The organism is Brevibacterium sp. CBA3109 (assembly GCF_040256645.1).
Lineage (GTDB): Bacteria > Actinomycetota > Actinomycetes > Actinomycetales > Brevibacteriaceae > Brevibacterium > Brevibacterium koreense.
In genome coordinates this window covers 1,046,994-1,073,117 of sequence record NZ_CP158281.1, presented here as the reverse complement: position 1 = coordinate 1,073,117, position 26,124 = coordinate 1,046,994, and the positions used below count along the sequence as shown (strand labels likewise).

Genomic DNA, 26,124 nt, shown 5'->3' with positions numbered 1-26,124 from the left:
GGCCAACGAAGGAGCATCACGTGCAGGACCTGGATTCGATCACAGAAGACTCACTCATCGCCAAAGGCGGCCGTAAGTGGTCAAGCTTTCCGGGCAGCCTCGGTGCGTTCATCGCAGAGATGGACTTCGGTGTCGCTCCTGGCGTGCGCCAGGCGCTGCGTGACGTCGACGAGCGTGATCTCTTCGGCTATGCACCGCAGTCGATCATCACCGACCTCAAATCGGCCACCTCGAGGTTCTGCGCTGAGCGCTACGGTTGGCAGTTCCCGGAAGACCACGTCGAACTCGCCAGCGATGTCATCGCAAGCTTCCTGGGCATCCTGACCCACCTGACTCCGGCTGGCACCCCGATCGTCCTTCCGACCCCCGCCTACATGCCGTTCTTCGATGTCGCCAAGGTCACGGGGCGAGAACTCATCGAGGTGCCGATGCTCCGCTCGGAAACAGGCTGGGCCGTCGACCTCGAAGCGGTCGATGCCGCGCTGGTGCCAGGTTCCACCCTGGTCTTGTGCAATCCCCATAATCCGATCGGGAAGGTGTACACGGAGAGTGAACTGCTGGAGCTCGCCGAGGTTGTCCAGCGCAATGATGCACGTGTGTTCTCCGATGAGATTCACGCACCCCTCGTCTACGAACCGGCACGCCACATTCCCTATGCGAGCCTCAACGACACGACTGCGTCCCATACGGCGACAGCGACAGCCGCATCAAAGGCGTTCAACATCCCCGGTCTCAAATGCGCGCAGCTCATTTTCAGCAGTGCCGATGACCGCGCGACCTGGGCGAAGAAAGGCACCTTCATCTCGGGCGCCGCTTCGAACCCGGGCATACTCGCCACCACAGCGGCGTACACCCAGTCGGGCGAATGGCTGGCCGAGATCACCGCTTACCTCAAGGGCAATCGCGAGCTCCTGAGCGATCTCGTGGCCACCCATCTGCCCCACGCCACGTTCCTCCAGCCCGAGGGAACATACCTGGCCTGGTTGGACCTACGACGATATGGGCTCGAGGCTGGACTCTCCGAGCATTTCAATGCCCAGGCCCGCGTCGCGATCACCGAGGGTCGTCTGTGTGGTGAGGTCGGTGCTGGTCACATTCGTCTCAACTTCGCACTCCCGCGCCCCCTGCTCACTGAAGCGATCGAGCGCATCGCTTCCGTGCTCTGAGCCGACAGCGCCGCTCTGATCGGGCACGGTCGTCTCAGCTGACAGGCAGCCACTCGATGAGATCAAAGGCCGAATCAGAGCCGACGCATTCCAGGATCTGCTGGTCGAATCTCAGGTAGTACTCCAGGTTGCAGCGGTCCATGAGGTCGCGGAACCGCAGGGCAGGCTGGTGGGATCCGACCAGCTCGGGCGGAAGAATCGGATGCGTCATGACCTCTCGCGCGACCTGGAAGTAGATGTCGAAGAACTTCACCAGCGACATCTCGGGCAGTCCGCCACCTGGTTGACTGCCATCAAGGCTCAGTGCGGCAAGCGCACTCTCAAGCGGAGGCAGCTCAAGCGACGCAGCTTCTAAGTCGAAGGCACGCGAGGTCATTCGTCTGGCGGTCGCGATGTCCTCGGGTTCGATCGTCGCGAATTCGCACCAGCCCGGTTCCACGACTGCAGGCAGCTGCGCCGACAGATCATGTGAGAGATCGACGAAGGACAGAAGAAGGCCAGGGCGCAGTTGACGGTACCCGAGCATCCTAGCCACATACTGGAACCGGTCGCGCAGCATCCGCGCGGACTCGGGAATCGAGTACAACGCGGAGTGGAACCGGCCCTCGAACGTCGGTGCCGACCGGTCACCCGAGATGTCCATGAAGCCGGAGAGTATGCGCGCACTCAAACGGTAGATCGAGACTCGTCCGAGCCTCTCGCTGGACAGAATATTGCGCTCGACCATCCGCACCAGTTGAATGTGCACGCTCGAGGAGGAGTAGCCGTGTTCGGCGAGGACTCCGACGATGACAGGCCCGGGAAGACCCTGGGCGCGCAGGCAGCCGAAGGCGGAGATGACATCGAAGGCGATGCGAGTCAGACGATACAGATCGCCCACATCTGCCCGACGTTTCGTGTGATCGTGGACACTCGTCATGACCAGATCCTAACGTGAGAGCACAAGGATCCTGTCGATACGGCCGGTGACGACGGCCACGAGTACGAGGAGCAGCGTCATGGACGACTTGAGGCACGAAAGGAATCTGCGGGTCTATCAGATCGCACGCACCGCCGCAGTGCTGACCGGAGCGATCACGGCCTTCATCACATTCGCAGCATTTATGATCGCAGGTTTCAAGATTCAGGAGACTGCGGCGTGGATGTTCGCGCTGAGTCTCATGGCAGCCTCGGCGCTGTTCGTCGTCATGTAAATCGTCACAACGAATAACCTCAAACGACAACAGCCAACGCCACGAACCTGAATCGTCGAGTTGCCTCAGGCACCGGCCGGGGGCACCGGTGTGATCCCGAAGGGTGCCAGGCCAGCCGCTCCCCCATCTTCAGCAGTGAGCACCCAGACACCCCCATCATGCACGGCCACACTGTGCTCCCAATGGCTGGCACGCGATCCGTCATCAGTCACGACTGTCCAGTCGTCGGCTAAGGTGATGGTCTCGCTGCTGCCGGCGGTGAGCATGGGTTCGATCGCGAGGCACATGCCCGATCTGATCTTCGGCCCGTTGGAACGGGCCCGATAGTTCAGAACCTCGGGCGGCATATGCATGGCCGTACCGATGCCGTGACCGGTGAATTCCTCCACAAGTCCCAGTTCGGGGGCTTCGCGTGAGACATGATCGTCGATCGCGTCCCCGATGTCGCTGACCTTGTTCCCTGCGGCGAACGCTGCAATGCCCACCCACAGAGCCTTCTCTGTGGCTTGCGACAGAGCGATGTCAGCCTTCGACCCAGCGGCGTCTCCGCCGACGATCATTGTGAACGCGGAATCACCGTGGAAGCCATCGATGATGGCTCCACCGTCGATGGAGACGAGATCCCCTGACTCGAGGATCCGCTCGCCAGGTATGCCGTGCACGATCTCCTCGTTCACAGAGATGCACACAACGGCGGGGAATCCCTGATAGCCCTTGAAGTTGGACTGGGCTCCTGCCTCGGTGATGACGGCCTCGGCAGCCGCATTCACCTCGGCGGTGGTGGCACCCGGGACTGCTGCCTTGCGGGCGGCCTTCAGAACTGCATGGGTGAGCAGTCCGGCCCGGGCCATCGTGACCAGCTGTTCAGGGGACTTCAGCTCGATCCGGGGACCAAAGATCATCGAATGGAGTCGAGGATTCGGTCAGTGATCTCAGCAACTTCACCGAGTCCGTCGACCTGACGCAGCAGGCCGCGTTCGCGGTAGATGTCGGTCAGCGGCTGTGTCTGCTCGGCATAGACGTCGAGACGGTGACGGATAACGTCTTCACTGTCATCACTGCGACCTTCAGTCTGTGCACGCGCCAGCAGACGGGCGACGACCTCGTCGATGTCAGCAGTGAGCTCGACGACCTGCTCGATCTCGTGGCCCTGGGCGTCGAGGATCCGGTCGAGTTCATCCACCTGCGCACTGGTGCGCGGGTAACCGTCGAGGAGGAACCCCTCAGCGGCGTCCTCCTGGCCCAGACGATCGGCGACCATCGAATTGGTCACCTCATCGGGGACGTACTCTCCAGCGTCCATATACCGTTTGGCAAGTTTGCCGAGTTCGGTCTCGCCCTTGACGTTCGCACGGAAGATGTCGCCGGTCGAGATCGCCGGAATGTTCAGCGCTTCGGACAGCCGTGCGGCCTGGGTGCCTTTGCCGGCACCGGGTGGGCCGATCAGGATGATGCGTGAGCTCATAAGGTATGTCCTTCCAATGGATTTCCGCGGTCGGGGTCGGTCAGCGCAGCAGACCTTCGTAATGGCGCTGCTGCATCTGTGCATCGATCTGCTTGACCGTCTCGAGACCGACTCCCACCACGATCAACAGCGAGGTGCCGCCGAACGGGAAGTTCTGGTTCGCGTTGATGAGAACCAACGCAATCAGCGGAATCAGTGCGATGAAGGCCAGGTAGAGCGAGCCCGGGAAGTTGATGCGGCTGAGCACGAAGCTCAGGTAATCGGCTGTGGGCCGTCCGGCACGGATACCGGGGACGAAGCCGCCATACTTCTTCATGTTGTCAGCGACTTCCTCCGGGTTGAAGGTGATCGCGACGTAGAAGTAGGCGAAGAAGATCGTCAGCAGTGCATAGGTAGCGATGTAGACCGGGTGGTCACCACGTGTGAAGTAGGTGTTGATCCACTCCACCCACTTGCTCTCTGGGTCGAAGAACTGCGAGATCAGGCTGGGGAGGTAGAGAACCGAGGAAGCGAAGATTACGGGGATCACACCGGCCATGTTGACCTTGATCGGAATGTAGGTCGATGTGCCACCGAACATCCGTCGACCAACCATGCGCTTGGCGTACTGCACCGGAATGCGGCGCTGTGACTGCTCCACGAAGACGACGAGTGCCACGAGCACCAGACCGACCGCGATGACGATGAGGAAGATGTCGACACCCTGTTCGCGGAGGATCGCGCCCAGCGACGAGGGGAAGGCCGAAGCGACCGAGGTGAAGATGAGCAGCGACATTCCGTTGCCGACTCCGTGTTCGGTGATCTGCTCGCCGAGCCACATGATCAGGCCGGTGCCGGCCACCAAAGTGACGACGAGCACGGAGATGCCCCACCAGGAGTCATTGGTGATCAGGTCGTTGCAGCCTTCGATGCCGCCGAAGAGGGCACCCGAACGTACGGTGGCCACGAGGGTCGTTGCATTGAGCACGGCCAGCCCGATAGTCAGGTAGCGGGTGTACTGAGTCAGTTTCGCCTGTCCTGAGGCGCCCTCTTTGTGCAGCGACTCGAAGCGCGGAATGACCACGCGCAGGAGTTGGACGATGATGCTGGCGGTGATGTAGGGCATGATGCCCAGAGCGAAGATAGACAGCTGGAGCAGTGCGCCACCGCTGAACAGGTTGATCATTGCGAACCCGCCCTCATTCAGCTGCGGGGACGCCACGCATTGTTGAACCTGGGTGTAATCGATTCCCGGCGAGGGAATGAACGAACCGAGGCGGAAGATGACAAGAATGCCCAGGGTGAAGAGGAGTTTGTTCCTCAGGTCGGGCGTTCTGAAGGCCCTCCGAATTGCGCCGATCAAGCGTCCTCCTCATTGGGGGATGAAAAAGTCAGGGTCGCAGACACGACCTGGCGAATGAGACAAATACCTGCAAAAGACTACCAGGGTATGACCCTCAGGCTGAAACCGAGAGACCGCTTGGATCCACGTCAGGCCCATCCTCGCTGAGACTGTGTCGCTACGGACTCCGCAGAGTCTTGGCGCAGGTCATAGGCTTGAGAGACCGGAGACGACGAAGGGGCGGTCACATAGTGACCGCCCCTTCCCGAGAAACCTCAGACCCGCTGTGCGGGTGCTGCTCAGGCTTCGCTGACGCTTCCGCCTGCAGCCATGATCTTCTCGAGTGCTGAACCCGAGACCTTGTCTGCAGTGATGTTCAGAGCAACGGTGATCTCACCGGTGCCCAGAACCTTCACGGGCTGCTTTGGACGCACGGCGCCCTTGGCCACCAGATCGGCGACAGTGACGTCGCCGCCTTCTGGGTACAAGGCCGACAGCTTGTCAAGGTTGACAACCTGGAACGTCACCTTTGCGGGGTTCTTGAACCCGCGCAGTTTAGGCAGACGCATGTGCATCGGAGTCTGTCCACCCTCGAAGCCGTGAGGAACCTGGTAGCGGGCACGTGTGCCCTTGGTTCCGCGTCCGGCTGTCTTGCCCTTCGAAGCTTCACCACGACCGACACGGGTCTTGGCGGTTTTTGCTCCTGGAGCAGGACGGAGATCGTGGAGCTTGAGTGAGTCATCGTTCGACATATCAATCCACCTCTTCCACAGTCACGAGGTGACGCACGACATTGATCATTCCGCGAATTTCCGGACGATCTTCGCACACCACCACATCGTCGATCCGCTTCAGTCCAAGCGAACGCAGCGAGTCACGCTGGTTCGGCTTGCCACCGATTTCGGATTTGCGCTGGGTTACCTTGAGTTTTGCCATCAGGATTTCCCCTCGCCTTCAGCAGCCGCCCGCAGCAATGCGTGAGGGGCGACCTCGTCCACCGGCAAGCCGCGGCGTGCCGCGACCTGCTCTGGGCGTTCGAGGCTTTGGAGGGCCTTGATCGCCGCCCGAACGATATTGATTGCGTTGGCCGACCCCAGCGACTTGGACAGGATGTCCTGAACGCCAGCAGCATCGAGTACCGCACGGACCGGGCCACCGGCGATGACGCCGGTACCGGGAGCGGCAGGACGCAGCATGACGACACCGGCAGCGGTTTCACCCTGGATCGGGTGCGGAATGGTCTTCTGGATGCGTGGGACGCGGAAGAAGCTCTTCTTCGCCTCCTCGACACCCTTGGCAATGGCTGCAGGAACTTCCTTAGCCTTGCCGTATCCCATGCCGACCATGCCGTCTCCGTCACCGACGACGACGAGTGCGGTGAAGGAGAAACGACGTCCACCCTTGACCACCTTCGACACGCGGTTGATCGTGACGACGTGCTCGATGAACTGGCTCTTCTCTTCGCGGTCACCGCGACCGCCGCGTCCACGGCCTTCGCCGCGTCCACGACCCTGGCCGCCCTGACCACCCTGACCGGCCTGACCGCGACCACGTGAGGAGCGATCACTGTTGCCATCGGTACGGGTTTCAGCAGCTGGCTGCTGTTCCTTGTTCTCTTCAGTGCTCATAGGGCCAATCCTCCTTCACGTGCACCTTCGGCGATTGCCTGCACACGGCCGTGGTAGGCATTGCCGCCACGGTCGAATACGACGGCTTCGATACCGGCTTCTTTGGCGCGCTGGGCTACCAGCTCACCGACCTTGTGGGCCTTGCCGGTCTTGTCACCATCGAATGTGCGCAGGTCGGCTTCCATGGTGGAGGCCGATGCCAAGGTATTACCGACGGTGTCGTCGATCACCTGGACAAAGACGTGGCGCGTGGAGCGAGTCACTGACAGGCGAGGACGTTCCGGCGTACCGCTGACATGCTTGCGCAGACGAGCGTGACGACGTTTGCGGGCCGCAGCCCTGCCCTTGCCGTAGCTTTCCTTTTTGCCAAAGGCCATCTCTACTTACCAGCCTTTCCGACCTTGCGACGGACATTTTCTCCGACATAGCGGACACCCTTACCCTTGTAGGGTTCAGGCTTGCGCAACTTCCGGATGTTGGCAGCGGTCTCTCCGACCAGCTGCTTGTCGATGCCGTGAACTGCCAGTTTGGTCTGTCCGTCGACCGTGAAGGAGATTCCCTCAGGGGGTTCGACGGTGATCGAGTGGCTGTAGCCCAGAGCGAACTCGAGGTTCGATCCCTTGGCCTGCACGCGGTAACCGGTGCCGACGATTTCGAGAGCCTTTGAGTAGCCCTCGGTCACACCGACGATCATGTTGTTGATCATCGTGCGGGACAGTCCGTGCAACGAACGCGATTCGCGCTCCTCATTCGGACGGGCCACTGTCACGACGCCTTCGTCGAGCGATACGGTGATCGGCTCGGCGATGGAGACGGACAGATCGCCCTTCGGTCCCTTGACGGCGACATCCTGGCCATCGATTTTGACCTCTACGCCATTCGGGACGGAGATCGGGTTCTTGCCAATACGTGACATATTCTTCTCTCCTTCCTTACCAGACGTAGGCGAGGACTTCCCCACCCACACCCTTCTTGGCGGCCTGACGATCGGTCAGGAGGCCTGACGAGGTCGACAGAATGGCGATGCCGAGTCCACCGAGGACCTTAGGCAAGTTGGTCGACTTCGCGTAAACGCGCAGCCCGGGCTTCGACACACGGCGCAGGCCGGCGATCGAGCGCTCCCGGTTGGGACCGAACTTGAGGTCCATAAGCAGGGTCTTACCGACCTGAGCGTCTTCGACGCTCCAACCGGTGATGTAGCCCTCGCTCTTGAGGATCTCAGCGATGTTGGATTTCAGCTTCGAGAACGGCATGCTGACGTCCTCGTGATAAGCCGAGTTGGCGTTCCGCAGACGTGTCAACATGTCTGCGACTGGATCAGTCATTGTCATTTGGGCTCTAGCCCTTCCTCGTTACGGTTTCCGCCCACACACTGTGTGCTTGGACCTGCAACGTAGCGATTATTTGGTCTTGAACGGGAACCCGAGGTGGCGCAGAAGTGCACGTCCCTCGTCGTCGGTGTTCGCTGTAGTCACAACTGTGATATCCATACCTCGGACGCGGTCGATCCGGTCCTGATCGATCTCGTGGAACATCGACTGCTCCGTGAGACCGAAGGTGTAGTTACCGTTCCCGTCGAACTGACGATCCGAGAGGCCGCGGAAGTCGCGGATTCGCGGAAGAGCCAGAGAGATGACACGGTCGACGAATTCCCACATACGGGTTCCACGCATGGTGACGTGGGCTCCAATGGGCTGACCTTCGCGCAACTTGAACTGGGCGATAGACTTCCTCGCCCGAGTCACGATCGGCTTCTGACCGGTGATCAGAGTCAAATCGTTGATTGCGCCTTCGATCAGCTTCGAATCGCGTGCTGCGTCACCCACACCCATGTTCACGACGACCTTGGTCAGACCGGGAACCTGCATGGGGTTGGCGTAGTTGAACTCGTCCTGCAGCTTGGCCACGATGTCATCGCGGTAAACCTGCTTGAGGCGTGGCGCTGGACGGCTCGTTGTTGTTTCCGTCATCAGATCTCCTCCCCGGTGCGACGCGAGACGCGGACACGAACGGTCTTATCGCGACCATCGCGCTCCACAGTTTCCTCGCGGTATCCGACGCGGGTGGGCTTGTTGTCCTTAGGATCAACGAGCGCCACGTTGGACACGTGGATTGGGGCTTCGTGAGTCTCACGGCCACCGGCAGTGCCGCCGGCCTGAGTCTGCGTTGCCTTCTTGTGCTTGATCACGCGGTTGATGCCCTCAACGAGGACGCGGTTGCGTTCCGGGTACACGGCAAGAACCTTGCCCTGCTTCCCACGATCGCCACCCCGTGACTGACGGGCGCCTGCAATCACCTGGACGAGGTCGCCCTTCTTGATCTTGAGCTTGTTCGCCATGCTCACAACACCTCCGGTGCCAGGGAGACGATCTTCATGAACTTCTTGTCGCGCAATTCGCGTCCCACGGGTCCGAAGATACGGGTTCCGCGTGGTTCGCCATCAGTCTTGAGAATGACTGCTGCATTCTCGTCGAACTTGATGTACGAACCATCGGGACGACGGCGTTCCTTGGCGGTGCGAACGATGACAGCCTTGACGACGTCACCCTTCTTCACGTTTCCACCAGGAATTGCGTCTTTGACGGTTGCCACGATGGTGTCACCGATCGAGGCATAACGCCGACCGGAACCACCCAGAATCCTGATTGCCAGGATCTGCTTGGCACCAGTGTTGTCGGCGACCTTGAGTCGCGACTCTTGCTGAATCACTATTTTCTCCTGTCGTCGCGCCGGTTCTCACACGATTGGATGAGCCTTGCGGAACGGATTAATGACATTTCACCCCGTTCCCGGTAGCCGCCCACGATCTGCTGGAGATCGTGGGCGGGACCGGGTGGGAGGGGTGGCGTCAGCTTACTTGGCGCGTTCGATGATCTCGACGAGCCGCCAACGCTTCGCGGACGAAACCGGCCGCGTTTCGGACACGAGGACGAGGTCGCCCACACCAGCGGCGTTCTCCTCATCGTGAACCTTGTACTTCACCGACTGGCGAAGAACTTTACCGTAGAGGCGGTGCGTCTTGCGCTCCTCCACCTCGACGACAATGGTCTTCTCCATTTTATCGGAAACAACGTAACCACGCGCGGTCTTGCGGGAGTTACGGTCCGCAGGCGTTGCCTCGGGCTTGGTGGTCTCCGCCATCACTTGTCCTCTTCCTTAGCGTCAGCGGGGTTCGGACGAATGTCCAATTCCCGCTCATTGAGCACGGTGTAGATACGAGCGATGTCGCGACGCACGGCTTTGAGCCGACCGTGGCTCTCCAGCTGGCCAGTGGCCGACTGGAAGCGCAGGTTGAACAGCTCGGCCTTGGCCTTCTTGAGCTCCTCGAGCAGACGCTCGTTGTCATAACCGTCAAGTGCGTCCATGGAAAGGTTCTTCGAACCGATTGCCATACTCACTCACCACCTTCGCGGGCCACAATACGGGCCTTGAGCGGAAGCTTGTGGATCGCGAGACGCAGCGCCTCGCGAGCAACTTCCTCGGACACACCGGCGAGTTCAAACATGACCCGACCCGGCTTGACATTGGCGACCCACCACTCAGGCGAACCCTTACCGGAACCCATCCGGGTCTCGGCAGGCTTCTTCGTCAGCGGTCGATCTGGGTAGATGTTGATCCACACCTTGCCACCACGCTTGATGTAGCGCGTCATGGCAATACGTGCGGCTTCGATCTGCCGGTTGGTGATGTAGGCGGGCTCTGTGGCCTGGATGCCGTAGTCACCGAAAGACACCTTGGTGCCGCCCTTTGCTGCGCCGCCCCGCTTGGGGTGGTGCTGCTTGCGGTATTTCACCCGACGAGGGATCAGCATGTGTCAGCCCTCCGATCCGGCCTCAGCCGCAGGGGCTTCGGCGTTGTTCTCGGTCTTCGGCGCTGCGTCGTTCCGGCGCGGTGCTGCTGCGCCTTCCTGACCACGACCACGGCCGCCACGGCCGCGCCCACGGCCCTTGGGGCCACGAGCTGCAGGAGCCTTTGCCTGCTCGGCAGCAAGCTCCTTGTCGGTCATATCGCCCTTGTAGATCCACACCTTGACGCCGATGCGCCCGAATGTGGTGTGCGCTTCGTGGAAGCCGTAATCGATGTTCGCACGCAGGGTGTGCAGAGGCACACGACCTTCGCGGTAGAACTCGGAACGGCTCATTTCAGCACCGCCGAGGCGGCCGGAGCACTGCACGCGGATGCCCTTGGCACCTGCACGCTGAGCACTCTGGATCGACTTGCGCATCGCGCGGCGGAAGGCCACGCGGCTTGCAAGCTGCTCGGCAACACCCTGAGCAACGAGCTGCGCGTCGATCTCAGCGTTCTTCACCTCAAGGATGTTGAGCTGAATCTGCTTGCCGGTGAGCTTTTCGAGCTGACCGCGAATGCGATCGGCTTCGGCTCCGCGACGCCCAATGACAATGCCCGGGCGGGCAGTATGGATGTCGACTCGGACACGATCACGTGTGCGTTCGATGTTCACCTTGGAGATGCCAGCGCGCTCAAGGCCCTTGGTCATCATCTGTCGGATTTTCACATCTTCGAGCACGTAGTCGCTGTAGCGCTGTCCCGGCTTAGTCGAGTCAGCAAACCACTTTGACTTGTGATCCGTGGTAATTCCGAGTCGGAATCCGTTCGGATTGATTTTCTGGCCCATTAACGGTTCCCCTTCCGGCTCTTGCGCTGAGGCAGGTCGTCACCGCTGGCCAGGACCACTGAAATGTGGCTTGTGCGCTTTTCAATGCGAAAAGCGCGACCCTGAGCTCGCGGGCGGAACCGCTTCATGGTTGGTCCCTCGTCCACGAATGCTTCGGAGATGACCAGTTCGTTCTCGTCGAACGCAATGCCCTCCTCGTCGGCCCGGACACGCGCGTTGGCGATACCGGAGGCAACGAGCTTGTAAATCGGATCTGATGCCGACTGTTCTGCAAACTTCAACACTGCAAGTGCTTCGGTCGCCTGCTGACCACGAATGAGGTCGATGACGCGCCGAGCCTTGCGAGGCGTGACGCGCAGGTAACGCGCCTTAGCCTTGGCTTCCATCGCTTCCTTCTCTCTTGTCTAGGATCGTAAGAGTGCCCCGCGTCAGCGGCGGCGACCCTTGCGATCGTCCTTTTCGTGGCCACGGAACGTCCGTGTCTGTGCGAACTCGCCAAGCTTATGTCCGACCATGGCTTCAGTGATGAAGACTGGAACATGCTTGCGTCCATCATGTACTGCGATGGTGTGTCCCAGGAAGTCCGGGATGATCATCGAGCGACGAGACCATGTCTTGATTACGTTTTTAGAGTTCTTCTCGTTCTGACGAGCCACCTTCTGGTACAGGTGTTCATCGACGAAAGGACCCTTTTTGAGGCTACGAGGCATAAGTCAGTACTCCAATCAGCGCTTCTTGCCGGTCCGGCGACGGCGCACGATGTACTTGTCGCTCTCTTTGTTTGGCCGGCGTGTGCGGCCTTCTGACTGACCCCACGGGCTGACTGGGTGACGACCACCCGAAGTACGGCCCTCGCCACCACCATGTGGGTGATCGATCGGGTTCATGACGACACCACGGACGGATGGGCGCTTGCCCTTCCAACGCATGCGGCCTGCTTTACCCCAGCTGATGTTCGACTGCTCGGCATTGCCGACCTCGCCGATCGTCGCACGGCAGCGCGCATCAACATTGCGGATTTCGCCCGAAGGCATCCGCAGCTGAGCGAACCGGCCGTACTTCGCTACGAGCTGCACGGACGAGCCGGCAGAGCGAGCGATCTTGGCACCGCCGCCTGGACGCATTTCAACTGCGTGCAGAACGGTACCGACTGGGATGTTGCGCAGGGCAAGGTTGTTGCCCGGCTTGATGTCTGCACCCAGACCGGCTTCAACCTGTGCGCCCTGCTTAAGGTTCTGCGGGGCGAGGATGTAGCGCTTCTCGCCATCTGCATAATGCAGAAGAGCGATCCGCGCAGTGCGGTTCGGGTCATATTCGATGTGTGCGACCTTCGCCGGTACGCCATCTTTATCATGGCGGCGGAAGTCGATGACACGGTACTGACGCTTGTGGCCGCCGCCCTGATGGCGAGTGGTCACGCGTCCCTGGCTGTTGCGGCCACCGCGCTTAGGCAGTGGGCGCAGAAGTGACTTCTCCGGTGTAGACCGGGTCACTTCGACGAAGTCGGCGACCGATGAGCCACGGCGGCCCGGGGTCGTCGGCTTGTGCTTACGGATTCCCATGAGTCTTGTCCTTCTTTTACGAAGGATCGCTTAGAGCGATCCACCGAAGATGTCGATCGATCCGTCCTTGAGGGCGACAATGGCACGCTTGGTGTCCTTGCGCTTACCCCAACCGGTGCGAGTGCGGCGGCGCTTGCCCTGACGATTCAGGGTGTTGACCTTGGCAACCTGCACATTGAAGATCGATTCAATGGCGTTCTTGATCTCAGTCTTGTTCGACCCCTGATCGACGATGAAGGTGTACTTTCCCTCGTCCATCAGGCTGTAGGTCTTTTCCGAGACGACCGGAGCGACGATGACGTCGCGAGGGTCCTTGAAGTTCAGACTCATGATGCGTCCTCCGATTTGCGGTATCCGCCCAGGAACGTCTCCAGCGCTGCCTCGGTGAACACGACGTCATCGGCGATCAGCACATCGTATGTGTTGAGCTGATCGGAGCTGAGCACGTGAACGTGAGGCAGGTTGCGAACGCTGCGCTCGGTGAGCTCATCGTCACGGTCGAGCACCACGAGGGTGTTCTTGCGATCGGAGAGGCCGGCCAGAGCGAGCTTCGCCTGCTTGGTCGACGGTGCTTCGCCGGTAATCAGGTTCTTCACAACGAAGACCTGATCGAGACGTGCACGATCCGAGAGAGCGCCACGCAGAGCAGCAGCCTTCATCTTCTTGGGGGTCCGCTGCGAGTAATCGCGGGGAACCGGCCCGTGCACGACTCCACCACCGTTGTACTGAGGAGCACGGATCGAACCCTGACGGGCGTTACCGGTACCCTTCTGGCGGTAGGGCTTGCGACCGCCACCGCGTACTTCGGAGCGGGTCTTTGTCTTGTGTGTACCCTGACGGGCTGCTGCCAGCTGTGCGACAACAACCTGGTGAATCAACGGCACATTGGTCTGCACGCCGAAGATCTCGGCTGGCAGGTCAACGGATCCGGTCTTCGCACCAGCGGCATCGACAACGTCGACTGTCTTGACATCAGTCATTACGTTCAGGCCTCCTTCGCGGCCGAGCGAACGAGAACGACTGCACCCTTGGGACCAGGTACGGCACCCTTGATGAGCAGGAAGTTGTTCTCGGTGTCCACGGCGTGGATCGTGAGGTTCTGGGTGGTGTGCTTGACTGCACCCATACGGCCGGCCATGCGCATACCCTTGAACACGCGACCTGGGGTCGCGGCTCCGCCGATTGAACCCGGCTTGCGGTGGTTGCGGTGCTGTCCGTGGGAGGCGCCGACGCCGTGGAAGCCATGACGCTTCATGACACCGGCGGTACCCTTACCCTTGGTCTTTGCGGTCACGTCGACCTTGATCCCGGCGTCGAACGTATCGACTCCGAGTTCCTGACCCAGTGCGTAGTCAGCAGCATCTGCGGTGCGCAGCTCGACAAGGTGGCGGCGTGGAGTCACACCGGCCTTCTCGAAGTGGCCTGCAGTGGGCTTGTTGACCTTGCGAGGATCGATCTCGCCGAACGCGATCTGCAGTGCGGGGTAACCGTCGGTTTCCTCGTTGCGGATCTGCGTCACGACGTTGCTGCCGGCGGCCACTACGGTCACCGGAACGAGATTGTTCTGCTCATCCCAAACCTGAGTCATGCCCAGCTTGGTTCCCAGAAGGCCCTTGACCTTACGGGTGGTAGGGAGAGCTGATGAACGATTGTTCGCCATGTTTGCCTCCCTTAGAGCTTGATCTCGATATTGACGTCGTCAGCGAGGTCGAGACGCATCAGCGAATCGACTGCCTTCGGCGTCGGATCGACGATGTCGATCAGACGCTTGTGCGTGCGCATTTCGAAATGCTCACGGCTGTCCTTGTACTTGTGTGGCGAACGGATGACGCAGTACACGTTCTTTTCCGTTGGCAACGGCACGGGGCCCACAACAGTCGCACCTGCGCGAGTGACGGTGTCCACGATCTTTCGTGCAGCACTGTCAATCACAGCATGGTCGTACGACTTGAGCCGAATGCGGATCTTCTGTCCCGCCATGGCGTCGTCTCTTTCTTTAGTTACTTCCGGCCATCAACCATCAGTCGATCGGAATCAACTGTGGTCTGTGCCGGCTGACCATGACCGACCCCCGAGGTCGGGCGTGTCGGCTAATCCTGGCGGAGAATTTTCTATTCCCTTTGAGGGCCGACGGCGCTTCTACTCATTGGCTGCTCGGTCCGAACCCGCTTTCACGCAGATTCATCGATCCGATAGTGTTTCGGACTGTTCGCGGTATCTCTACCGCAGTGCAGGGGTCAACGTCCAAAACGCAACTTCACCATCTTGTCACATAGCACTTCATCCGCGCAATTCCGGGCATCTGTCTTGTGAGGCATTTCATGTCGACTCAATCGACGACGGCGCACGGTTCCCGGACGTGAATACACAGAACCCCGGCCCTAAGGGACCGGGGTTCTGTATCGATCGATCAAGGCCGAAGCCTCGATTTCAAGGCATCAGCCTCGAAGACCGATGGTATATCAGGCGGTGATCTTGGTGACTCGACCAGCGCCGACGGTGCGTCCACCCTCGCGGATAGCGAAGCGGAGGCCCTCTTCCATAGCGATCGGCTGGATCAGCTCGACCGACATGTCGGTGTTGTCACCGGGCATGACCATCTCGGTGCCCTCAGGCAGCGTGATGACGCCGGTGACGTCCGTGGTGCGGAAGTAGAACTGAGGACGGTAGTTCGAGTAGAACGGGTTGTGACGTCCACCCTCGTCCTTGCTCAGGATGTAGACCTGGCCCTCGAAGTTGGTGTGAGGTGTGATCGATCCTGGCTTGCAGATGACCTGTCCGCGCTCCACATCTTCGCGCTTCGTTCCACGCAGGAGCAGTCCGACGTTCTCGCCTGCACGTGCGTCAGGCAGAGTCTTGCGGAACATCTCGATTGCGGTGACGGTCGTCTTGGACGACTTCTCCTTGATGCCAACGATTTCAATGTCATCGTTAGGCAGCAGGACGCCGCGCTCCACACGACCGGTGACGACGGTTCCACGACCGGTGATCGTGAAGACGTCTTCCACTGGCATGAGGAAGGGCTTGTCGATGTCGCGCTCCGGCTCGGGAACGTTGTCATCGACGGCCTGCATGAGGTCTTCGACGCTCTTGACCCACTTCTCGTCGCCTTCCAGCGCCTTGAGAGCGGACACAGGAATGACGGGAGCATTGTCGCCGTCGAAGTCCTGGCTCGAGAGCAGATCGCGCACCTCGAAGTCGACGAGCTCAATGAGCTCCTCGTCATCGACCATGTCGGACTTGTTCAGCGCGACGACGATGTAAGGCACACCAACCTGACGCGCGAGCAGAACGTGCTCACGAGTCTGCGGCATCGGACCGTCGGTGGCGGCAACCACGAGGATTGCGCCGTCCATCTGAGCAGCACCGGTAATCATGTTCTTGATGTAGTCGGCGTGACCAGGGGCATCGACGTGAGCGTAGTGACGCTTCTCGGTCTGGTACTCAACGTGCGAGACGTTGATGGTGATGCCGCGCTCCTTCTCCTCAGGTGCGTTATCCACCTGGTCGAAGGCGCGAGCCTCATTGAGATCTGGGTACTTGTCCGCCAACACCTTGGTGATTGCGGCGGTCAAGGTGGTCTTTCCGTGGTCAACGTGGCCGATGGTGCCAATGTTGACGTGCGGCTTAGTCCTATCGAAACTAGCCTTTGCCACTGGGTTCCTCCTCGTGGTTGGCAAAAGATATGCGGTTCATATCTTAGACCTTTGTTGGTTATCTTTCATTTCGGTGAACATGTTCTTGCTCACCGTGGCGACCGGGGACCGGAGATTACTCTCCGCCACGCATCTTCTGGACGATCTCCTCGGCGACTGCCTTGGGGACCTCCGCATAGCTGGAGAAAGTCATCGAGTACACCGCACGGCCCTGGGTCTTCGACCGCAGATCACCGATGTAACCGAACATCTCCGACAACGGGACCACAGCCTTGACGACCTTCACACCGGAAGCATCGTCCATCGACTGGATCTGGCCACGTCGGGAATTGATATCGCCGATGACGTCACCCATGTATTCCTCAGGGGTGCGCACCTCGACGTCCATGACCGGTTCCAGCAGAACCGGCTTCGCCTTCTGAACGGCCTCCTTGAAGACCATCGATCCGGCGATCTTGAATGCCATCTCCGAAGAGTCGACATCGTGGTAGGCGCCGTCGATCAGTGTGGCCTTGACGCCGACCATCGGGTAACCGGCGAGGACACCAAGCTGCATGGCGTCCTGGATGCCGGCGTCCACGCTCGGGATGTACTCACGCGGAATTCGTCCGCCCGTGACAGCATTCTCGAACTCGTAGATCGTATCGCCTTCAACCTCGAGAGGTTCAAAGGTGACCTGGACCTTCGCGAACTGACCCGATCCACCCGTCTGCTTCTTGTGGGTGTAATCGTATTTCTCGACAGTGCGACGAATGGTCTCCCGGTAGGCGACCTGCGGCTTGCCGACGTTCGCCTCGACCTTGAACTCGCGACGCATGCGGTCAACGAGGATGTCGAGGTGAAGCTCGCCCATCCCGCGGATGACAGTCTGACCCGTCTCCACGTCCAGTTCGACCCGGTATGTCGGGTCTTCCCTGACGAACTTCTGAATGGCGGCCGACAGCTTCTCCTGGTCGCTCTTGGTCTTGGGCTCAATAGCCACAGAGATGACCGGCTCAGGGAAGGTCATCGACTCAAGAGCGATCGGATGGCTGGAGTCACACAGCGTGTCACCGGTGGTTGTCTCTTTGAGTCCGATGAAGGCATAGATGTGCCCGGCGATAGCCTCTTCGACAGGGTTCTCCTTGTTGGAGTGCATCTGGAAGAGCTTTCCTACTCGCTCTTTCTTGCCACTCGTGGAGTTGAGAACCTGTTCGCCCGACTTCACCTTTCCGGAATACACGCGAACGTATGTCAACGTGCCGAAGAACGCGTGAGTAGCCACCTTGAAGGCGAGAGCCGAGAAGGGCTCATCGACGGAAGGCTTGCGGGTCAGCTTCTCGTCCTCGTCACGAGGGTTCTCTCCGACCATGGGAGGAACCTCGAGAGGCGAGGGGAGGTAGTCGATGACGGCATTGAGCATGGGCTGGACGCCCTTGTTCTTGTATGCCGAACCGCACATGACCGGGAACGCAGTGGAGTTGACGACGAGAGAGCGGATGCCGCCCTTGATCTCATCGATGGAGATCTCTTCGCCCTCAAGGTACTTCTCCATGAGCTCATCACTGGCTTCAGCAACATCCTCGACGAGCTTGGCACGGTATTCCACGGCCTTGTCCTGAAGATCGGCAGGGATTTCGATCTCGGTCATGTCCTGACCCTTCTTGGACTCATCAGGCCAGATGAAGGCCTTCATCTCAAGAAGGTCGACGACGCCCGCGAAGTCGGACTCCGAACCGATCGGCAGCTGAATGACCAGCGGCTTGGCTCCGAGACGTTCCCTGATGGTGTCGACAGTGAAGTAGAAATCAGCACCGAGCTTGTCCATCTTGTTGACGAAGCACACGCGCGGCACGTCGTACTTGTCAGCCTGACGCCACACGGTCTCGGACTGCGGTTCAACGCCCTCCTTGCCGTCGAAGACGGCGACGGCGCCGTCGAGGACGCGCAGCGAGCGCTCAACCTCGACGGTGAAGTCGACGTGACCCGGGGTGTCGATGATGTTGATCTGGTTGTCGTGCCAGTAGCAGGTGGTGGCAGCCGACGTGATCGTGATGCCGCGTTCCTGCTCCTGATCCATCCAGTCCATCGTCGAGGCACCGTCGTGGGTCTCGCCGATCTTGTAGTTCACGCCGGTGTAGTAGAGGATGCGTTCGGTCGTGGTTGTCTTACCAGCATCGATGTGGGCCATGATGCCGATGTTGCGGACCTTGTTCAGGTCGGTGAGCACGTCAAGTGCCACGGTGTCTCTCTCTCACTCGATGATGTGATCGACTCCCCCGCTGCCTGGTCGGCACGCGCCGCATGACGCCTGCCGAGCAGGGTTCCGGGGAGGAACGATTACCAGCGGTAGTGGGCGAAGGCCTTGTTGGACTCGGCCATCTTGTGGGTGTCTTCGCGACGCTTGACAGCAGCACCGAGGCCGTTGCTCGCGTCGAGAATCTCATTCATGAGGCGTTCGGTCATCGTCTTCTCACGACGCTGGCGGGAATAAGCCACGAGCCAGCGCAGTGCCAGAGTCGTCGACCGAACCGGACGAACATCGACCGGAACCTGGTAGGTTGCGCCACCGACACGGCGAGAGCGAACCTCGAGGGATGGGCGGATGTTGTCGAGAGCCTTCTTCAGGTTGACAACTGGGTCGTTGCCGTTCTTCTCACGGGTACCTTCGAGAGCACCGTAGACGATGCGCTCAGCCGTCGAACGCTTTCCGTCGAGCAGGATCTTGTTGATCAGCTGCGTGACGATCGGCGAACTGAAGACCGGGTCAATGACGATCGGTCGCTTGGGTGCAGGACCTTTACGTGGCATTACTTCTTCTCCCTCTTCGCACCGTACTTGCTGCGTGCCTGCTGGCGGCCCTTGACACCCTGGGTGTCAAGCGAACCGCGAACGATTCGGTAGCGCACGCCTGGCAGGTCCTTGACACGACCACCGCGCACAAGCACGATCGAGTGCTCCTGCAGGTTGTGTCCTTCGCCTGGAATGTAGGCAGTCACTTCAATCTGGCTCGAAAGCTTGACACGAGCGACCTTGCGAAGAGCCGAGTTCGGCTTCTTGGGTGTAGTGGTGTACACACGGGTGCACACTCCACGACGCTGCGGGCTGCTCTTCAGAGCAGGAGCGTCGGATCCTGCGGATTTGACATGTCGTCCCTTGCGGACGAGCTGCTGGATTGTCGGCACTAAGCGTTCTCCATTTGCTTCTCGATAAACCTAATTCCCAACATTGGCCATGGCATCAGCCATGTTTGTGAACCGTGGGACATATCCGACTGGACACCGGGTGAAGCTTCACGCCCGATGCCAGTATTCGCGCGACGCAGTGAACCCTGCACTCGGGCGTGTCGCAATGACACGGAACCTATGCAGAATGACACGTCTGCGGCCTGCCTCTGACGAACTCTCACAATGAACCCGGATCTCACAAAACATCCGGTATGGTCGTTCGCCGACGCAGATAACACAATCAGTCACATCCTAGAATATCGCGGCCCCGTGCATCTGGTCAAAACCAGCGCCTGTGCGCTTGGCGACATACCCGCCACTCCCCCGTCAGAGTTGCTCATCTGCCGCTCCTCGCCTACCGCTTCCTCAAAACAACTCTTCGACACGCTTCCTTGACTGATTCAAGAAAAGGCGGCAAGCTGAAGCCGTGGCTGAGAAGAAGCATGGACACGAATCGGAGCCGACCGCAGCACTGCGGAACAGTTCCCTTCGTGTGACGAAACAGAGAGTCGCGGTACTCGAAGCTGTGTGTGAACATCAGCATGCAGACACCGATACCGTCATTCGCGCCGTCCGTGAGCAGCTCCCCGAGGTGTCGCATCAGGCCGTCTACGACTCACTGCACACCCTCACCGAGGTTGGGCTCGTGCGGTGCATTCAGCCGTCCGGGTCCGTGGCACGCTACGAACGGCGCATCGGGGACAACCATCATCACCTCGTGTGCCGATCATGCAATCTCATCGTCGATGTCGACTGCACGGTCGGGCAGGCTCCATGCCTGACACCTTCGCACGACGCGGGATTCGTCATCGAACAGGCCGAGGTGACCTTCTGGGGACTGTGCCCCGACTGCAACGCATCGCCGTCGGGATCAGCATCTCCTGCTGGAGCCTCCGGGGCCACCTCGGCGGCCTAAGCCGATCCATCCTTCGACAAAGCCTCACCCCTTTTGTCTTCAACCGAGCCCGACGGGGCTCGACCGTGAAAGGTACACAATGACCGAAAGCTCCACAGGCGGCTGCCCAGTCGCACACACCACCTCGGGGACGCCTGCGCCTGAGGCCGAGTCGCTGGCCGCTCCCAGCCAGGGCGACGCGAACTCGCACTGGTGGCCCAACCGTCTCAATCTCAAGATCTTGGCCAAGAACCAGCCTGCACGCGACCCCATGGACGAGGGCTTCGACTACGATGCCGAATTCGCCAGCCTCGACTACTTCGCGCTCAAGGCCGATATCGAAGAGCTCCAGAAGACGAACGCCGACTGGTGGTCTGCCGACTTCGGGCACTACGGCCCATTCATGATCCGCATGGCCTGGCACTCAGCCGGCACCTACCGTGTCCAGGACGGACGCGGCGGTGGCGGCGAGGGACAGCAGCGCTTCGCCCCACTCAACTCCTGGCCAGACAACGTGGGTCTCGACAAAGCTCGTCGCCTGCTCTGGCCGGTCAAGAAGAAGTACGGCAAAAAGATCTCCTGGGCCGACCTGTTCATCCTCGCCGGCAACGTCGGACTGGAGTCGATGGGCTTCAAGACCTTCGGCTACGCAGGCGGACGTAAGGACGTGTGGGAGCCCGACAACGACGTCTACTGGGGCTCAGAGACCGAATGGCTGGGCACCGATAAGCGCTATGTGGGCAACCGCGAACTGCAGAAGCCCCTGGCCGCAACCACCATGGGTCTCATCTACGTCAACCCGGAAGGCCCGGAAGGCAAGCCCGATCCGCTGGCCGCCGCGCTCGACATCCGCGAAACCTTCGCTCGCATGGCCATGGACGATGAGGAGACAGTCGCCCTCATCGCCGGCGGTCACACGTTCGGCAAGACCCACGGCGCAGCCCCGGAGTCACACAAGGGCGGCGACCCCGAAGCGGCACCGATCGAAGAGCAGGGACTGGGCTGGAAGTCCGATTTCGGCACCGGACAGGGCAACGACACCGTCGGCAGCGGCATCGAGGTCACCTGGACCTATCACCCGACCCGCTGGGACAACGAGTTCTTCCACATCCTCTTCGCCTATGAATGGGAAGTCTTCGAAAACGAAGGCGGACACCTGCAGTGGCGTCCGGTCGACGGCGGCGGCGATGACATGGTGCCGATGGCACAGGGCGACGGCCGTCGTGAGCCCCGCATGCTCACGACCGACCTGTCTCTGCGCTTCGATCCCATCTACGAGAAGATCTCGCGTCGCTTCAAGGACGATCAGAAGGCGTTCGAAGATGCCTTCGCTCGTGCCTGGTTCAAGCTCACTCACCGTGACATGGGCCCGGCCACCCGTTACCTCGGACCCGAGGTGCCCAGCGAAGAGCTGATCTGGCAGGACCCGGTCCCAGAAGGCACCCCGCTTGATGAGGCTGGCCTCGAGGCAGTCAAGGCCGCCATTCGCAACTCAGGCCTGACCGTCTCCCAGCTGGTGTCCACCACTTGGGCCGCAGCGTCCACGCACCGCCGCTCGGACTTCCGCGGCGGCGTCAACGGCGGACGTCTGCGCCTCGAGCCGCAGAAGAGCTGGGACGTCAACGAGCCGGCGAAGCTGGAACAGGTCGTCAGCGTCCTCGAGGGCATCGCAGCCGACAACGGCGCCTCCTTCGCCGATGTTCTGGCTATCGCCGGTGCCGTCGGCATCGAGACCGCAGCGAAGGCAGCTGGTCATGATGTCAGCGTCCCGGTGACCACGGGCCGCGGAGACGCCACCCAGGAGCAGACCGACGTCAACTCGTTCTCCTTCCTGGAGCCGACTCACGACGGATTCCGCAACTACCTGACAGAGGGCCTTCCGCTCTCGGCCGAGCATCTTCTCCTCGACAGGGCCAGCCTCCTCGGCCTGACCCCGTCGGAGCTGACCGTGCTCATCGGCGGACTGCGCGTCCTCGGCGCGAACTACGAAGACTCCGAGCTCGGTGTGTTCACCGATCGCCCGGGCGAGCTGACGAACGACTTCTTCGTCAATCTGCTCGAGCTCGGCAATGTCTGGAAGCCGGTCGGCCCGTCCGAGTCCGCCAACGTCTACGAGTGCTTCTCCCCCGGGGGAGAGAAGCTGTGGACCGGAAGCCGCATCGACCTGCTCTTCGGCGCCAACTCAGAGCTGCGTGCCCTCGCCGAGGTCTACGCCTCCGATGATGCCAAGGAGAAGTTCGTCAACGACTTCGTCAAGGCCTGGAGCAAGCTCGTCGAGGCAGACCGTTTCGATCTGCACCGCTGACGGAGGCCTCCTCCGCAGAGTGTTCTGAGCGCTCATGACTGTGCCCCCACCGCAATCGGTGGGGGCACAGTTGTTTCCGAAACAGAATAGGACTCCGTCGCGGCAGAGAGAATCAGGGCTCTCGGTTGAGGACCGCCGCTTCCTGCGACACCGAGCTCAGCCCCGTCAGGGCAACGTTCTCTTCGCTACTGTCGTCCACCGCCGAGGTGTCATCGGCCGTCTGGTCATCCGAATTTTGGGACGACTGTCCGTCCGAACCTTGATTGTTCGAGTCTTGGCCATCCGAGTCCTGGCCGTTCGAGTCTTGGCTGTTCGAACCCTGTCCATCTCCGGCTTGGCCGCCCGGCGCCATTCCTCCGCCTGGTCCTGCACCACCTTGTTGGCCGCCACCCTGCTGACCGCCTCCCGGCTGGCCGCCAGGACCACCCGTACCCTGGCTTGTGCCGCTGTCATTCGACATCAGCACTGTCGAGGCGCCCACCGCTCCTCCGGCGAGTCCACCGACGATGAACAGGGCCGCACCTGCAAGGATGGCGGGGATCAGCGGAACGCGCCGCTTCTTCTTCCGATCGTTCGAATCCATGGTGCCAGCAGGGCTGGGCTGGGCGGATATGTCGGATCGGGCGGCAGCGTCGGCAGGGTTCTGATTCTGGTTCTCAGTCATGAAGTCTCCTTGGTTGTCAGTGATTCCACTGTCGTGTGCCGTGCTGTCGCCAATCCCAGTCGAGGCTGTGTCCAGCCTGTGCAGTTGAGCGCGGGTGCGACCAGAGACCCTCAGGCAGCTCGGAACCGGAGTTCGAACACGGTGCCGCCCTCCGAGGTCGTCATCGACACCTCGCCGTGCATGAGTTCGACGAGTCCGGCTGCGATGGACAGACCCAGACCAGATGAGCCTCCGCGCACTCCCTCAGTTCTGGTTCGTGCCGCGTCACCGCGAACAAACCTGTCGAAGACTGTGTCGCGAATGTCTTCGGGGATACCCGGCCCGTCATCGCTGATGCGAACGGCCACCATCTGCTGGGCCCCAGCCTCCTCAATGTGTTCGGCCTCAACGTGGACTCGCGTGCCCGTTGGCGTGTGCACGCACGCATTGGTGAGTATGACTGCGACCGCCTGGCGCACCTGATCGGCGGCGCCGCGGATCTCCAAGGCATCCGGGGGCAGATCCAGGTGGATCTCATGGTCCGGGCTGAGCACGTGCGCATCTTCGACGAGTTCCAAAAGCAGTGCAGACACATCCACGGTGTCTTCCTTGGTCGGCTGTCGGCCGGCTTCCAATCTGGCGAGGAGGAGCAGGTCATCGACGAGCGAGGACATCCTCATCGCCCCCGAGTCGATCCTGCCCAGCGATGTCTGCACCTGGACAGGAAGCTCGTCCCGATACGGCCGGGTGAGGTCTGCCCATCCTCTGATCGTGGCGATCGGGGTCCGCAGCTCGTGTGAGGCGTCAGCGACGAATCTTCTCATCTGCTCTGTCCCGCGATATCGTTCGTCAAGAGCGGAGCCGACGTGGTCGAGCATCCGATTCACCGACGCGCCGACGTCACCGACCTCGGTGCCGGGCACCGCGAGTTCTGAGGGCACTCGCAGCGCCAGTTCGGGCTCCCCCTCCCCCAGCTCGAGGTCGGTCACTTCTCTGGCTGTGCGTGCAACATCTCTGAGATCGCGCAGCTGCCTGTGGATGATGACGGCCATGAGCAGTGCCGTGGCGAGCACGCCGATGAGCACCGCGAGTGCCGTAGTGTAAGCCGTTCTTTCAAGCGCCGAATCGACGCTGTTCTGCGGCACCCCGTAGACAGTCGTCGTTCCTTCGTCGTCAAAGGCCGCGACACGATAGGTGCCGAAGCCGGGAACGTCGACAGAACGATGCCCCGTGGATGCGCCGCCCTCCCCCGGACCAGCCGCTTCACCGCTGCGATCCCCGTCCGGCTCCTCACCACCGGTGGCTGCGTCGACGTTGAGGAGAGCATCCACCGCATCTGTGGGAAGCGTCTGCGGCTGCTCGCGCCCCGCCTCGGCGATCAGGCCTTCGGCAGAGTCATCGGTGCCGACGACCACGAGAGCACCGTCGCCGACTCCCGGTTGGAAGAGGTAGCGCAATGCCTGGTCAACAGAGGTGGAGGAATCAGTCTCATCCGAGGCTGGAGGGTTCCCCGGTTTCTGTCCGGGCCCGGGATCGACTCGGGCATGATGGGTCATCCCGGCCAACTGACTGTCGAGATCAGACATCAGGGAGGTCCGCACGCTCCACCATGAGGCGGCCCCGATCCCGGCTCCCACCAGGATCAGGACGAGGCTGGCGAGGACGATCAGCCGTGTCTGCAACCGCCACCGGCGCACAGGAGGAATGGCCTTCACTGATCGGCCCGAAGGATGTAGCCCGCTCCGCGCTTGGTGTGGAAGAGGTTCGGCAGATCCTCGAACGGTGCGTCGATCTTCCTCCGCAGATACGACACGTACAACTCCACGATGTTGCCGTTGCCGCCGAAGTCGTAGTCCCACACGCGGTCGAGGATCTGCGCCTTCGACAGCACGGCCCGCGGGTTGCGCATGAACAGCAGCAGCACCTCGAACTCCCGTGCCGTGAGATCGATCGGGTGACCGGCCCTGCTCACCTCGTGTGAGCGGGCATCGAGCTCCAGGTCGCCCACCCGCAGCAGATCTTCATCACCGCTGGGGATAACCGGTGCGCTGCGCCGGAGCCTGGCTTCGACCCGGGCGATGACCTCGTCGAGGTTGAATGGCTTCGTCACATAGTCATCCCCGCCCAGGCGCAGCCCGGTGAGCCGGTCATCGACCTCGTCGCGAGCGGAGAGGAACACCACGGGAGTGTCGATGCCCTCGCCGCGCACCTTCTCGATGACGGCGAACCCGTCGAGATCAGGCAGCATGACGTCAAGGACGATCGCATCGAAATGCTCATTCCTGGCCCGCGCCACCGCATCCCTGCCGGTGCCCACGCTCACGGCCTCCCAGCCTTTGACCTGGCAGGCCATGACCAGGAGCTCGGCCAGGTTGGCTTCGTCATCGACGATGAGCACACGTGCCGGTGCTGCGTCGGCGCCTGTGAGAGTCGCGTTCATGATTCGAT

Annotated in this window: 35 protein-coding genes; 4 read left to right on the top strand and 31 right to left on the bottom strand. The window is 61.0% G+C overall.

The features are described 5' to 3' along the window. The first annotated feature begins 20 nt into the window (after positions 1–20). Complete coding sequence (locus AAFP32_RS04965) at positions 21–1,166, top strand: MalY/PatB family protein (RefSeq protein WP_350270870.1); 1,146 nt, start codon at positions 21–23, stop codon at positions 1,164–1,166. 34 nt (positions 1,167–1,200) lie between these two features. Here AAFP32_RS04965 and AAFP32_RS04960 read toward each other — a convergent pair whose 3' ends face one another. Continuing rightward, entirely contained in the window at positions 1,201–2,085 is an 885-nt protein-coding gene (locus AAFP32_RS04960; RefSeq protein WP_350270869.1) for a PaaX family transcriptional regulator, read from the bottom strand. Positions 2,086–2,164: 79 nt separating this feature from the next. Here AAFP32_RS04960 and AAFP32_RS04955 point away from each other — a divergent pair, with 79 nt between their 5' ends. Beyond that, complete coding sequence (locus AAFP32_RS04955; RefSeq protein ID WP_350270868.1) at positions 2,165–2,359, top strand: hypothetical protein; 195 nt, start codon at positions 2,165–2,167, stop codon at positions 2,357–2,359. Positions 2,360–2,424: 65 nt separating this feature from the next. Here the strand turns inward: AAFP32_RS04955 and map are convergent, their stop codons facing one another. The 27 genes from map to rpsL all read right to left on the bottom strand — a co-directional run bounded on the left by map (position 2,425) and on the right by rpsL (position 19,791). Beyond that, the gene (map, locus tag AAFP32_RS04950) at positions 2,425–3,261 is read right to left on the bottom strand and encodes a type I methionyl aminopeptidase (RefSeq protein ID WP_350270867.1); all 837 of its coding nucleotides are present in this window, start codon (positions 3,259–3,261) and stop codon (positions 2,425–2,427) included. Continuing rightward, complete coding sequence (locus AAFP32_RS04945) at positions 3,258–3,824, bottom strand: adenylate kinase (RefSeq protein ID WP_101644212.1); 567 nt, start codon at positions 3,822–3,824, stop codon at positions 3,258–3,260. Before AAFP32_RS04945 ends, map begins: the two co-directional genes overlap by 4 nt. 40 nt (positions 3,825–3,864) lie before the next feature. Next, positions 3,865–5,166 (bottom strand): preprotein translocase subunit SecY, encoded by a 1,302-nt coding sequence (secY, locus tag AAFP32_RS04940; protein WP_101644213.1) that lies wholly within the window; start codon positions 5,164–5,166, stop codon positions 3,865–3,867. 278 nt (positions 5,167–5,444) lie between these two features. Beyond that, complete coding sequence (gene rplO / locus AAFP32_RS04935) at positions 5,445–5,897, bottom strand: 50S ribosomal protein L15 (RefSeq protein WP_350270866.1); 453 nt, start codon at positions 5,895–5,897, stop codon at positions 5,445–5,447. 1 nt (position 5,898) lies between these two features. Further along, positions 5,899–6,081: a 50S ribosomal protein L30 gene (gene rpmD / locus AAFP32_RS04930; protein WP_101621030.1), complete on the bottom strand. Its 183-nt coding sequence runs from the start codon at positions 6,079–6,081 to the stop codon at positions 5,899–5,901. Beyond that, on the bottom strand, positions 6,081–6,773 hold the full coding sequence (rpsE, locus tag AAFP32_RS04925; protein ID WP_233429497.1) for a 30S ribosomal protein S5: 693 nt from the start codon (positions 6,771–6,773) through the stop codon (positions 6,081–6,083). The genes rpmD and rpsE overlap by 1 nt, the downstream gene beginning before the upstream one ends. Continuing rightward, positions 6,770–7,150, bottom strand: a complete 381-nt coding sequence (rplR, locus tag AAFP32_RS04920) for a 50S ribosomal protein L18 (RefSeq protein ID WP_350270865.1) — start codon at positions 7,148–7,150, stop codon at positions 6,770–6,772. The genes rpsE and rplR overlap by 4 nt, the downstream gene beginning before the upstream one ends. Before the next feature lie 2 nt (positions 7,151–7,152). Next, positions 7,153–7,689 carry a 50S ribosomal protein L6 gene (gene rplF, locus AAFP32_RS04915; RefSeq protein ID WP_101621027.1) on the bottom strand — a complete coding sequence of 179 codons (537 nt, stop codon included), beginning with the start codon at positions 7,687–7,689 and terminating at the stop codon, positions 7,153–7,155. Between the two features lie 16 nt (positions 7,690–7,705). Then, positions 7,706–8,104, bottom strand: coding sequence for a 30S ribosomal protein S8 (gene rpsH, locus AAFP32_RS04910; protein ID WP_009883556.1), 399 nt, complete (start codon positions 8,102–8,104; stop codon positions 7,706–7,708). A gap of 69 nt (positions 8,105–8,173) precedes the next feature. Continuing rightward, positions 8,174–8,743, bottom strand: a complete 570-nt coding sequence (gene rplE, locus AAFP32_RS04905) for a 50S ribosomal protein L5 (RefSeq protein WP_350270864.1) — start codon at positions 8,741–8,743, stop codon at positions 8,174–8,176. Beyond that, a complete protein-coding gene (gene rplX / locus AAFP32_RS04900; RefSeq protein WP_101621025.1) occupies positions 8,743–9,111 on the bottom strand; it encodes a 50S ribosomal protein L24 in 369 nt (122 codons plus the stop codon). Before rplX ends, rplE begins: the two co-directional genes overlap by 1 nt. 2 nt (positions 9,112–9,113) lie before the next feature. Beyond that, on the bottom strand, positions 9,114–9,482 hold the full coding sequence (gene rplN / locus AAFP32_RS04895) for a 50S ribosomal protein L14 (protein ID WP_009883559.1): 369 nt from the start codon (positions 9,480–9,482) through the stop codon (positions 9,114–9,116). 144 nt (positions 9,483–9,626) lie between these two features. Further along, positions 9,627–9,914: a 30S ribosomal protein S17 gene (rpsQ, locus tag AAFP32_RS04890; RefSeq protein ID WP_101574502.1), complete on the bottom strand. Its 288-nt coding sequence runs from the start codon at positions 9,912–9,914 to the stop codon at positions 9,627–9,629. Further along, positions 9,914–10,165: a 50S ribosomal protein L29 gene (gene rpmC / locus AAFP32_RS04885; protein WP_009883561.1), complete on the bottom strand. Its 252-nt coding sequence runs from the start codon at positions 10,163–10,165 to the stop codon at positions 9,914–9,916. The genes rpsQ and rpmC overlap by 1 nt, the downstream gene beginning before the upstream one ends. Positions 10,166–10,167: 2 nt before the next feature. Beyond that, a complete protein-coding gene (gene rplP, locus AAFP32_RS04880) occupies positions 10,168–10,584 on the bottom strand; it encodes a 50S ribosomal protein L16 (RefSeq protein ID WP_009883562.1) in 417 nt (138 codons plus the stop codon). A 3-nt stretch (positions 10,585–10,587) separates the two neighbouring features. Continuing rightward, on the bottom strand, positions 10,588–11,409 hold the full coding sequence (gene rpsC, locus AAFP32_RS04875) for a 30S ribosomal protein S3 (protein WP_009883563.1): 822 nt from the start codon (positions 11,407–11,409) through the stop codon (positions 10,588–10,590). After that, complete coding sequence (gene rplV, locus AAFP32_RS04870; protein WP_101621024.1) at positions 11,409–11,795, bottom strand: 50S ribosomal protein L22; 387 nt, start codon at positions 11,793–11,795, stop codon at positions 11,409–11,411. The genes rpsC and rplV overlap by 1 nt, the downstream gene beginning before the upstream one ends. Before the next feature lie 42 nt (positions 11,796–11,837). Continuing rightward, on the bottom strand, positions 11,838–12,119 hold the full coding sequence (rpsS, locus tag AAFP32_RS04865) for a 30S ribosomal protein S19 (RefSeq protein WP_009883565.1): 282 nt from the start codon (positions 12,117–12,119) through the stop codon (positions 11,838–11,840). A 15-nt stretch (positions 12,120–12,134) separates the two neighbouring features. After that, positions 12,135–12,971, bottom strand: coding sequence for a 50S ribosomal protein L2 (rplB, locus tag AAFP32_RS04860; protein ID WP_009883566.1), 837 nt, complete (start codon positions 12,969–12,971; stop codon positions 12,135–12,137). Between the two features lie 30 nt (positions 12,972–13,001). Further along, positions 13,002–13,301: a 50S ribosomal protein L23 gene (rplW, locus tag AAFP32_RS04855; RefSeq protein ID WP_101621022.1), complete on the bottom strand. Its 300-nt coding sequence runs from the start codon at positions 13,299–13,301 to the stop codon at positions 13,002–13,004. Continuing rightward, positions 13,298–13,951 (bottom strand): 50S ribosomal protein L4, encoded by a 654-nt coding sequence (gene rplD / locus AAFP32_RS04850; protein ID WP_350270863.1) that lies wholly within the window; start codon positions 13,949–13,951, stop codon positions 13,298–13,300. Before rplD ends, rplW begins: the two co-directional genes overlap by 4 nt. 5 nt (positions 13,952–13,956) lie before the next feature. Beyond that, entirely contained in the window at positions 13,957–14,631 is a 675-nt protein-coding gene (gene rplC, locus AAFP32_RS04845) for a 50S ribosomal protein L3 (RefSeq protein ID WP_350270862.1), read from the bottom strand. An 11-nt stretch (positions 14,632–14,642) separates the two neighbouring features. Beyond that, entirely contained in the window at positions 14,643–14,951 is a 309-nt protein-coding gene (gene rpsJ / locus AAFP32_RS04840) for a 30S ribosomal protein S10 (protein ID WP_009379191.1), read from the bottom strand. A gap of 482 nt (positions 14,952–15,433) precedes the next feature. After that, on the bottom strand, positions 15,434–16,627 hold the full coding sequence (tuf, locus tag AAFP32_RS04835) for an elongation factor Tu (protein WP_101621019.1): 1,194 nt from the start codon (positions 16,625–16,627) through the stop codon (positions 15,434–15,436). Between the two features lie 115 nt (positions 16,628–16,742). Then, on the bottom strand, positions 16,743–18,848 hold the full coding sequence (fusA, locus tag AAFP32_RS04830) for an elongation factor G (RefSeq protein ID WP_350270861.1): 2,106 nt from the start codon (positions 18,846–18,848) through the stop codon (positions 16,743–16,745). A 98-nt stretch (positions 18,849–18,946) separates the two neighbouring features. Beyond that, positions 18,947–19,417, bottom strand: coding sequence for a 30S ribosomal protein S7 (gene rpsG, locus AAFP32_RS04825; RefSeq protein ID WP_009883572.1), 471 nt, complete (start codon positions 19,415–19,417; stop codon positions 18,947–18,949). Then, on the bottom strand, positions 19,417–19,791 hold the full coding sequence (gene rpsL / locus AAFP32_RS04820) for a 30S ribosomal protein S12 (protein WP_101621017.1): 375 nt from the start codon (positions 19,789–19,791) through the stop codon (positions 19,417–19,419). Before rpsL ends, rpsG begins: the two co-directional genes overlap by 1 nt. Before the next feature lie 469 nt (positions 19,792–20,260). Here rpsL and AAFP32_RS04815 point away from each other — a divergent pair, with 469 nt between their 5' ends. Then, a complete protein-coding gene (locus tag AAFP32_RS04815; protein ID WP_009883574.1) occupies positions 20,261–20,749 on the top strand; it encodes a Fur family transcriptional regulator in 489 nt (162 codons plus the stop codon). A gap of 79 nt (positions 20,750–20,828) precedes the next feature. Then, positions 20,829–23,033: a catalase/peroxidase HPI gene (katG, locus tag AAFP32_RS04810; RefSeq protein WP_350270860.1), complete on the top strand. Its 2,205-nt coding sequence runs from the start codon at positions 20,829–20,831 to the stop codon at positions 23,031–23,033. Positions 23,034–23,145: 112 nt separating this feature from the next. Here the strand turns inward: katG and AAFP32_RS04805 are convergent, their stop codons facing one another. The 3 genes from AAFP32_RS04805 to AAFP32_RS04795 all read right to left on the bottom strand — a co-directional run bounded on the left by AAFP32_RS04805 (position 23,146) and on the right by AAFP32_RS04795 (position 26,116). Beyond that, positions 23,146–23,697 carry a hypothetical protein gene (locus AAFP32_RS04805; RefSeq protein ID WP_350270859.1) on the bottom strand — a complete coding sequence of 184 codons (552 nt, stop codon included), beginning with the start codon at positions 23,695–23,697 and terminating at the stop codon, positions 23,146–23,148. A 110-nt stretch (positions 23,698–23,807) separates the two neighbouring features. Then, positions 23,808–25,391, bottom strand: coding sequence for a sensor histidine kinase (locus tag AAFP32_RS04800; RefSeq protein ID WP_350270858.1), 1,584 nt, complete (start codon positions 25,389–25,391; stop codon positions 23,808–23,810). Then, a complete protein-coding gene (locus tag AAFP32_RS04795) occupies positions 25,388–26,116 on the bottom strand; it encodes a response regulator transcription factor (RefSeq protein WP_350270857.1) in 729 nt (242 codons plus the stop codon). The genes AAFP32_RS04800 and AAFP32_RS04795 overlap by 4 nt, the downstream gene beginning before the upstream one ends. Positions 26,117–26,124 lie beyond the last annotated feature (8 nt).

What these genes read in the sequence shown, in the direction of transcription:
- AAFP32_RS04945 (WP_101644212.1), bottom strand. Translation starts at nt 3,824, where the DNA reads ATGAGCTCACGCATCATCCTGATCGGCCCACCCGGTGCCGGCAAAGGC.
- rplC (WP_350270862.1), bottom strand. Translation starts at nt 14,631, where the DNA reads ATGGCGAACAATCGTTCATCAGCTCTCCCTACCACCCGTAAGGTCAAG.
- rplO (WP_350270866.1), bottom strand. Translation starts at nt 5,897, where the DNA reads ATGTCGAACGATGACTCACTCAAGCTCCACGATCTCCGTCCTGCTCCA.
- rpmC (WP_009883561.1), bottom strand. Translation starts at nt 10,165, where the DNA reads ATGGCAATCGGTTCGAAGAACCTTTCCATGGACGCACTTGACGGTTAT.
- rpsC (WP_009883563.1), bottom strand. Translation starts at nt 11,409, where the DNA reads ATGGGCCAGAAAATCAATCCGAACGGATTCCGACTCGGAATTACCACG.
- rplW (WP_101621022.1), bottom strand. Translation starts at nt 13,301, where the DNA reads ATGAGTCTGAACTTCAAGGACCCTCGCGACGTCATCGTCGCTCCGGTC.
- rplB (WP_009883566.1), bottom strand. Translation starts at nt 12,971, where the DNA reads ATGGGAATCCGTAAGCACAAGCCGACGACCCCGGGCCGCCGTGGCTCA.
- AAFP32_RS04805 (WP_350270859.1), bottom strand. Translation starts at nt 23,697, where the DNA reads ATGACTGAGAACCAGAATCAGAACCCTGCCGACGCTGCCGCCCGATCC.
- rplD (WP_350270863.1), bottom strand. Translation starts at nt 13,951, where the DNA reads ATGACTGATGTCAAGACAGTCGACGTTGTCGATGCCGCTGGTGCGAAG.
- katG (WP_350270860.1), top strand. Translation starts at nt 20,829, where the DNA reads ATGACCGAAAGCTCCACAGGCGGCTGCCCAGTCGCACACACCACCTCG.
- rpsQ (WP_101574502.1), bottom strand. Translation starts at nt 9,914, where the DNA reads ATGGCGGAGACCACCAAGCCCGAGGCAACGCCTGCGGACCGTAACTCC.
- rplE (WP_350270864.1), bottom strand. Translation starts at nt 8,743, where the DNA reads ATGACGGAAACAACAACGAGCCGTCCAGCGCCACGCCTCAAGCAGGTT.
- rpsS (WP_009883565.1), bottom strand. Translation starts at nt 12,119, where the DNA reads ATGCCTCGTAGCCTCAAAAAGGGTCCTTTCGTCGATGAACACCTGTAC.
- rpmD (WP_101621030.1), bottom strand. Translation starts at nt 6,081, where the DNA reads ATGGCAAAACTCAAGGTAACCCAGCGCAAATCCGAAATCGGTGGCAAG.
- rplR (WP_350270865.1), bottom strand. Translation starts at nt 7,150, where the DNA reads ATGGCCTTTGGCAAAAAGGAAAGCTACGGCAAGGGCAGGGCTGCGGCC.
- rpsE (WP_233429497.1), bottom strand. Translation starts at nt 6,773, where the DNA reads ATGAGCACTGAAGAGAACAAGGAACAGCAGCCAGCTGCTGAAACCCGT.
- AAFP32_RS04795 (WP_350270857.1), bottom strand. Translation starts at nt 26,116, where the DNA reads ATGAACGCGACTCTCACAGGCGCCGACGCAGCACCGGCACGTGTGCTC.
- AAFP32_RS04955 (WP_350270868.1), top strand. Translation starts at nt 2,165, where the DNA reads ATGGACGACTTGAGGCACGAAAGGAATCTGCGGGTCTATCAGATCGCA.
- rplF (WP_101621027.1), bottom strand. Translation starts at nt 7,689, where the DNA reads ATGTCACGTATTGGCAAGAACCCGATCTCCGTCCCGAATGGCGTAGAG.
- rpsJ (WP_009379191.1), bottom strand. Translation starts at nt 14,951, where the DNA reads ATGGCGGGACAGAAGATCCGCATTCGGCTCAAGTCGTACGACCATGCT.
- rplP (WP_009883562.1), bottom strand. Translation starts at nt 10,584, where the DNA reads ATGCTGATCCCTCGTCGGGTGAAATACCGCAAGCAGCACCACCCCAAG.
- rpsG (WP_009883572.1), bottom strand. Translation starts at nt 19,417, where the DNA reads ATGCCACGTAAAGGTCCTGCACCCAAGCGACCGATCGTCATTGACCCG.
- rplV (WP_101621024.1), bottom strand. Translation starts at nt 11,795, where the DNA reads ATGGAAGCCAAGGCTAAGGCGCGTTACCTGCGCGTCACGCCTCGCAAG.
- rpsH (WP_009883556.1), bottom strand. Translation starts at nt 8,104, where the DNA reads ATGACAATGACTGATCCAGTCGCAGACATGTTGACACGTCTGCGGAAC.
- map (WP_350270867.1), bottom strand. Translation starts at nt 3,261, where the DNA reads ATGATCTTTGGTCCCCGGATCGAGCTGAAGTCCCCTGAACAGCTGGTC.
- AAFP32_RS04960 (WP_350270869.1), bottom strand. Translation starts at nt 2,085, where the DNA reads ATGACGAGTGTCCACGATCACACGAAACGTCGGGCAGATGTGGGCGAT.
- rplX (WP_101621025.1), bottom strand. Translation starts at nt 9,111, where the DNA reads ATGGCGAACAAGCTCAAGATCAAGAAGGGCGACCTCGTCCAGGTGATT.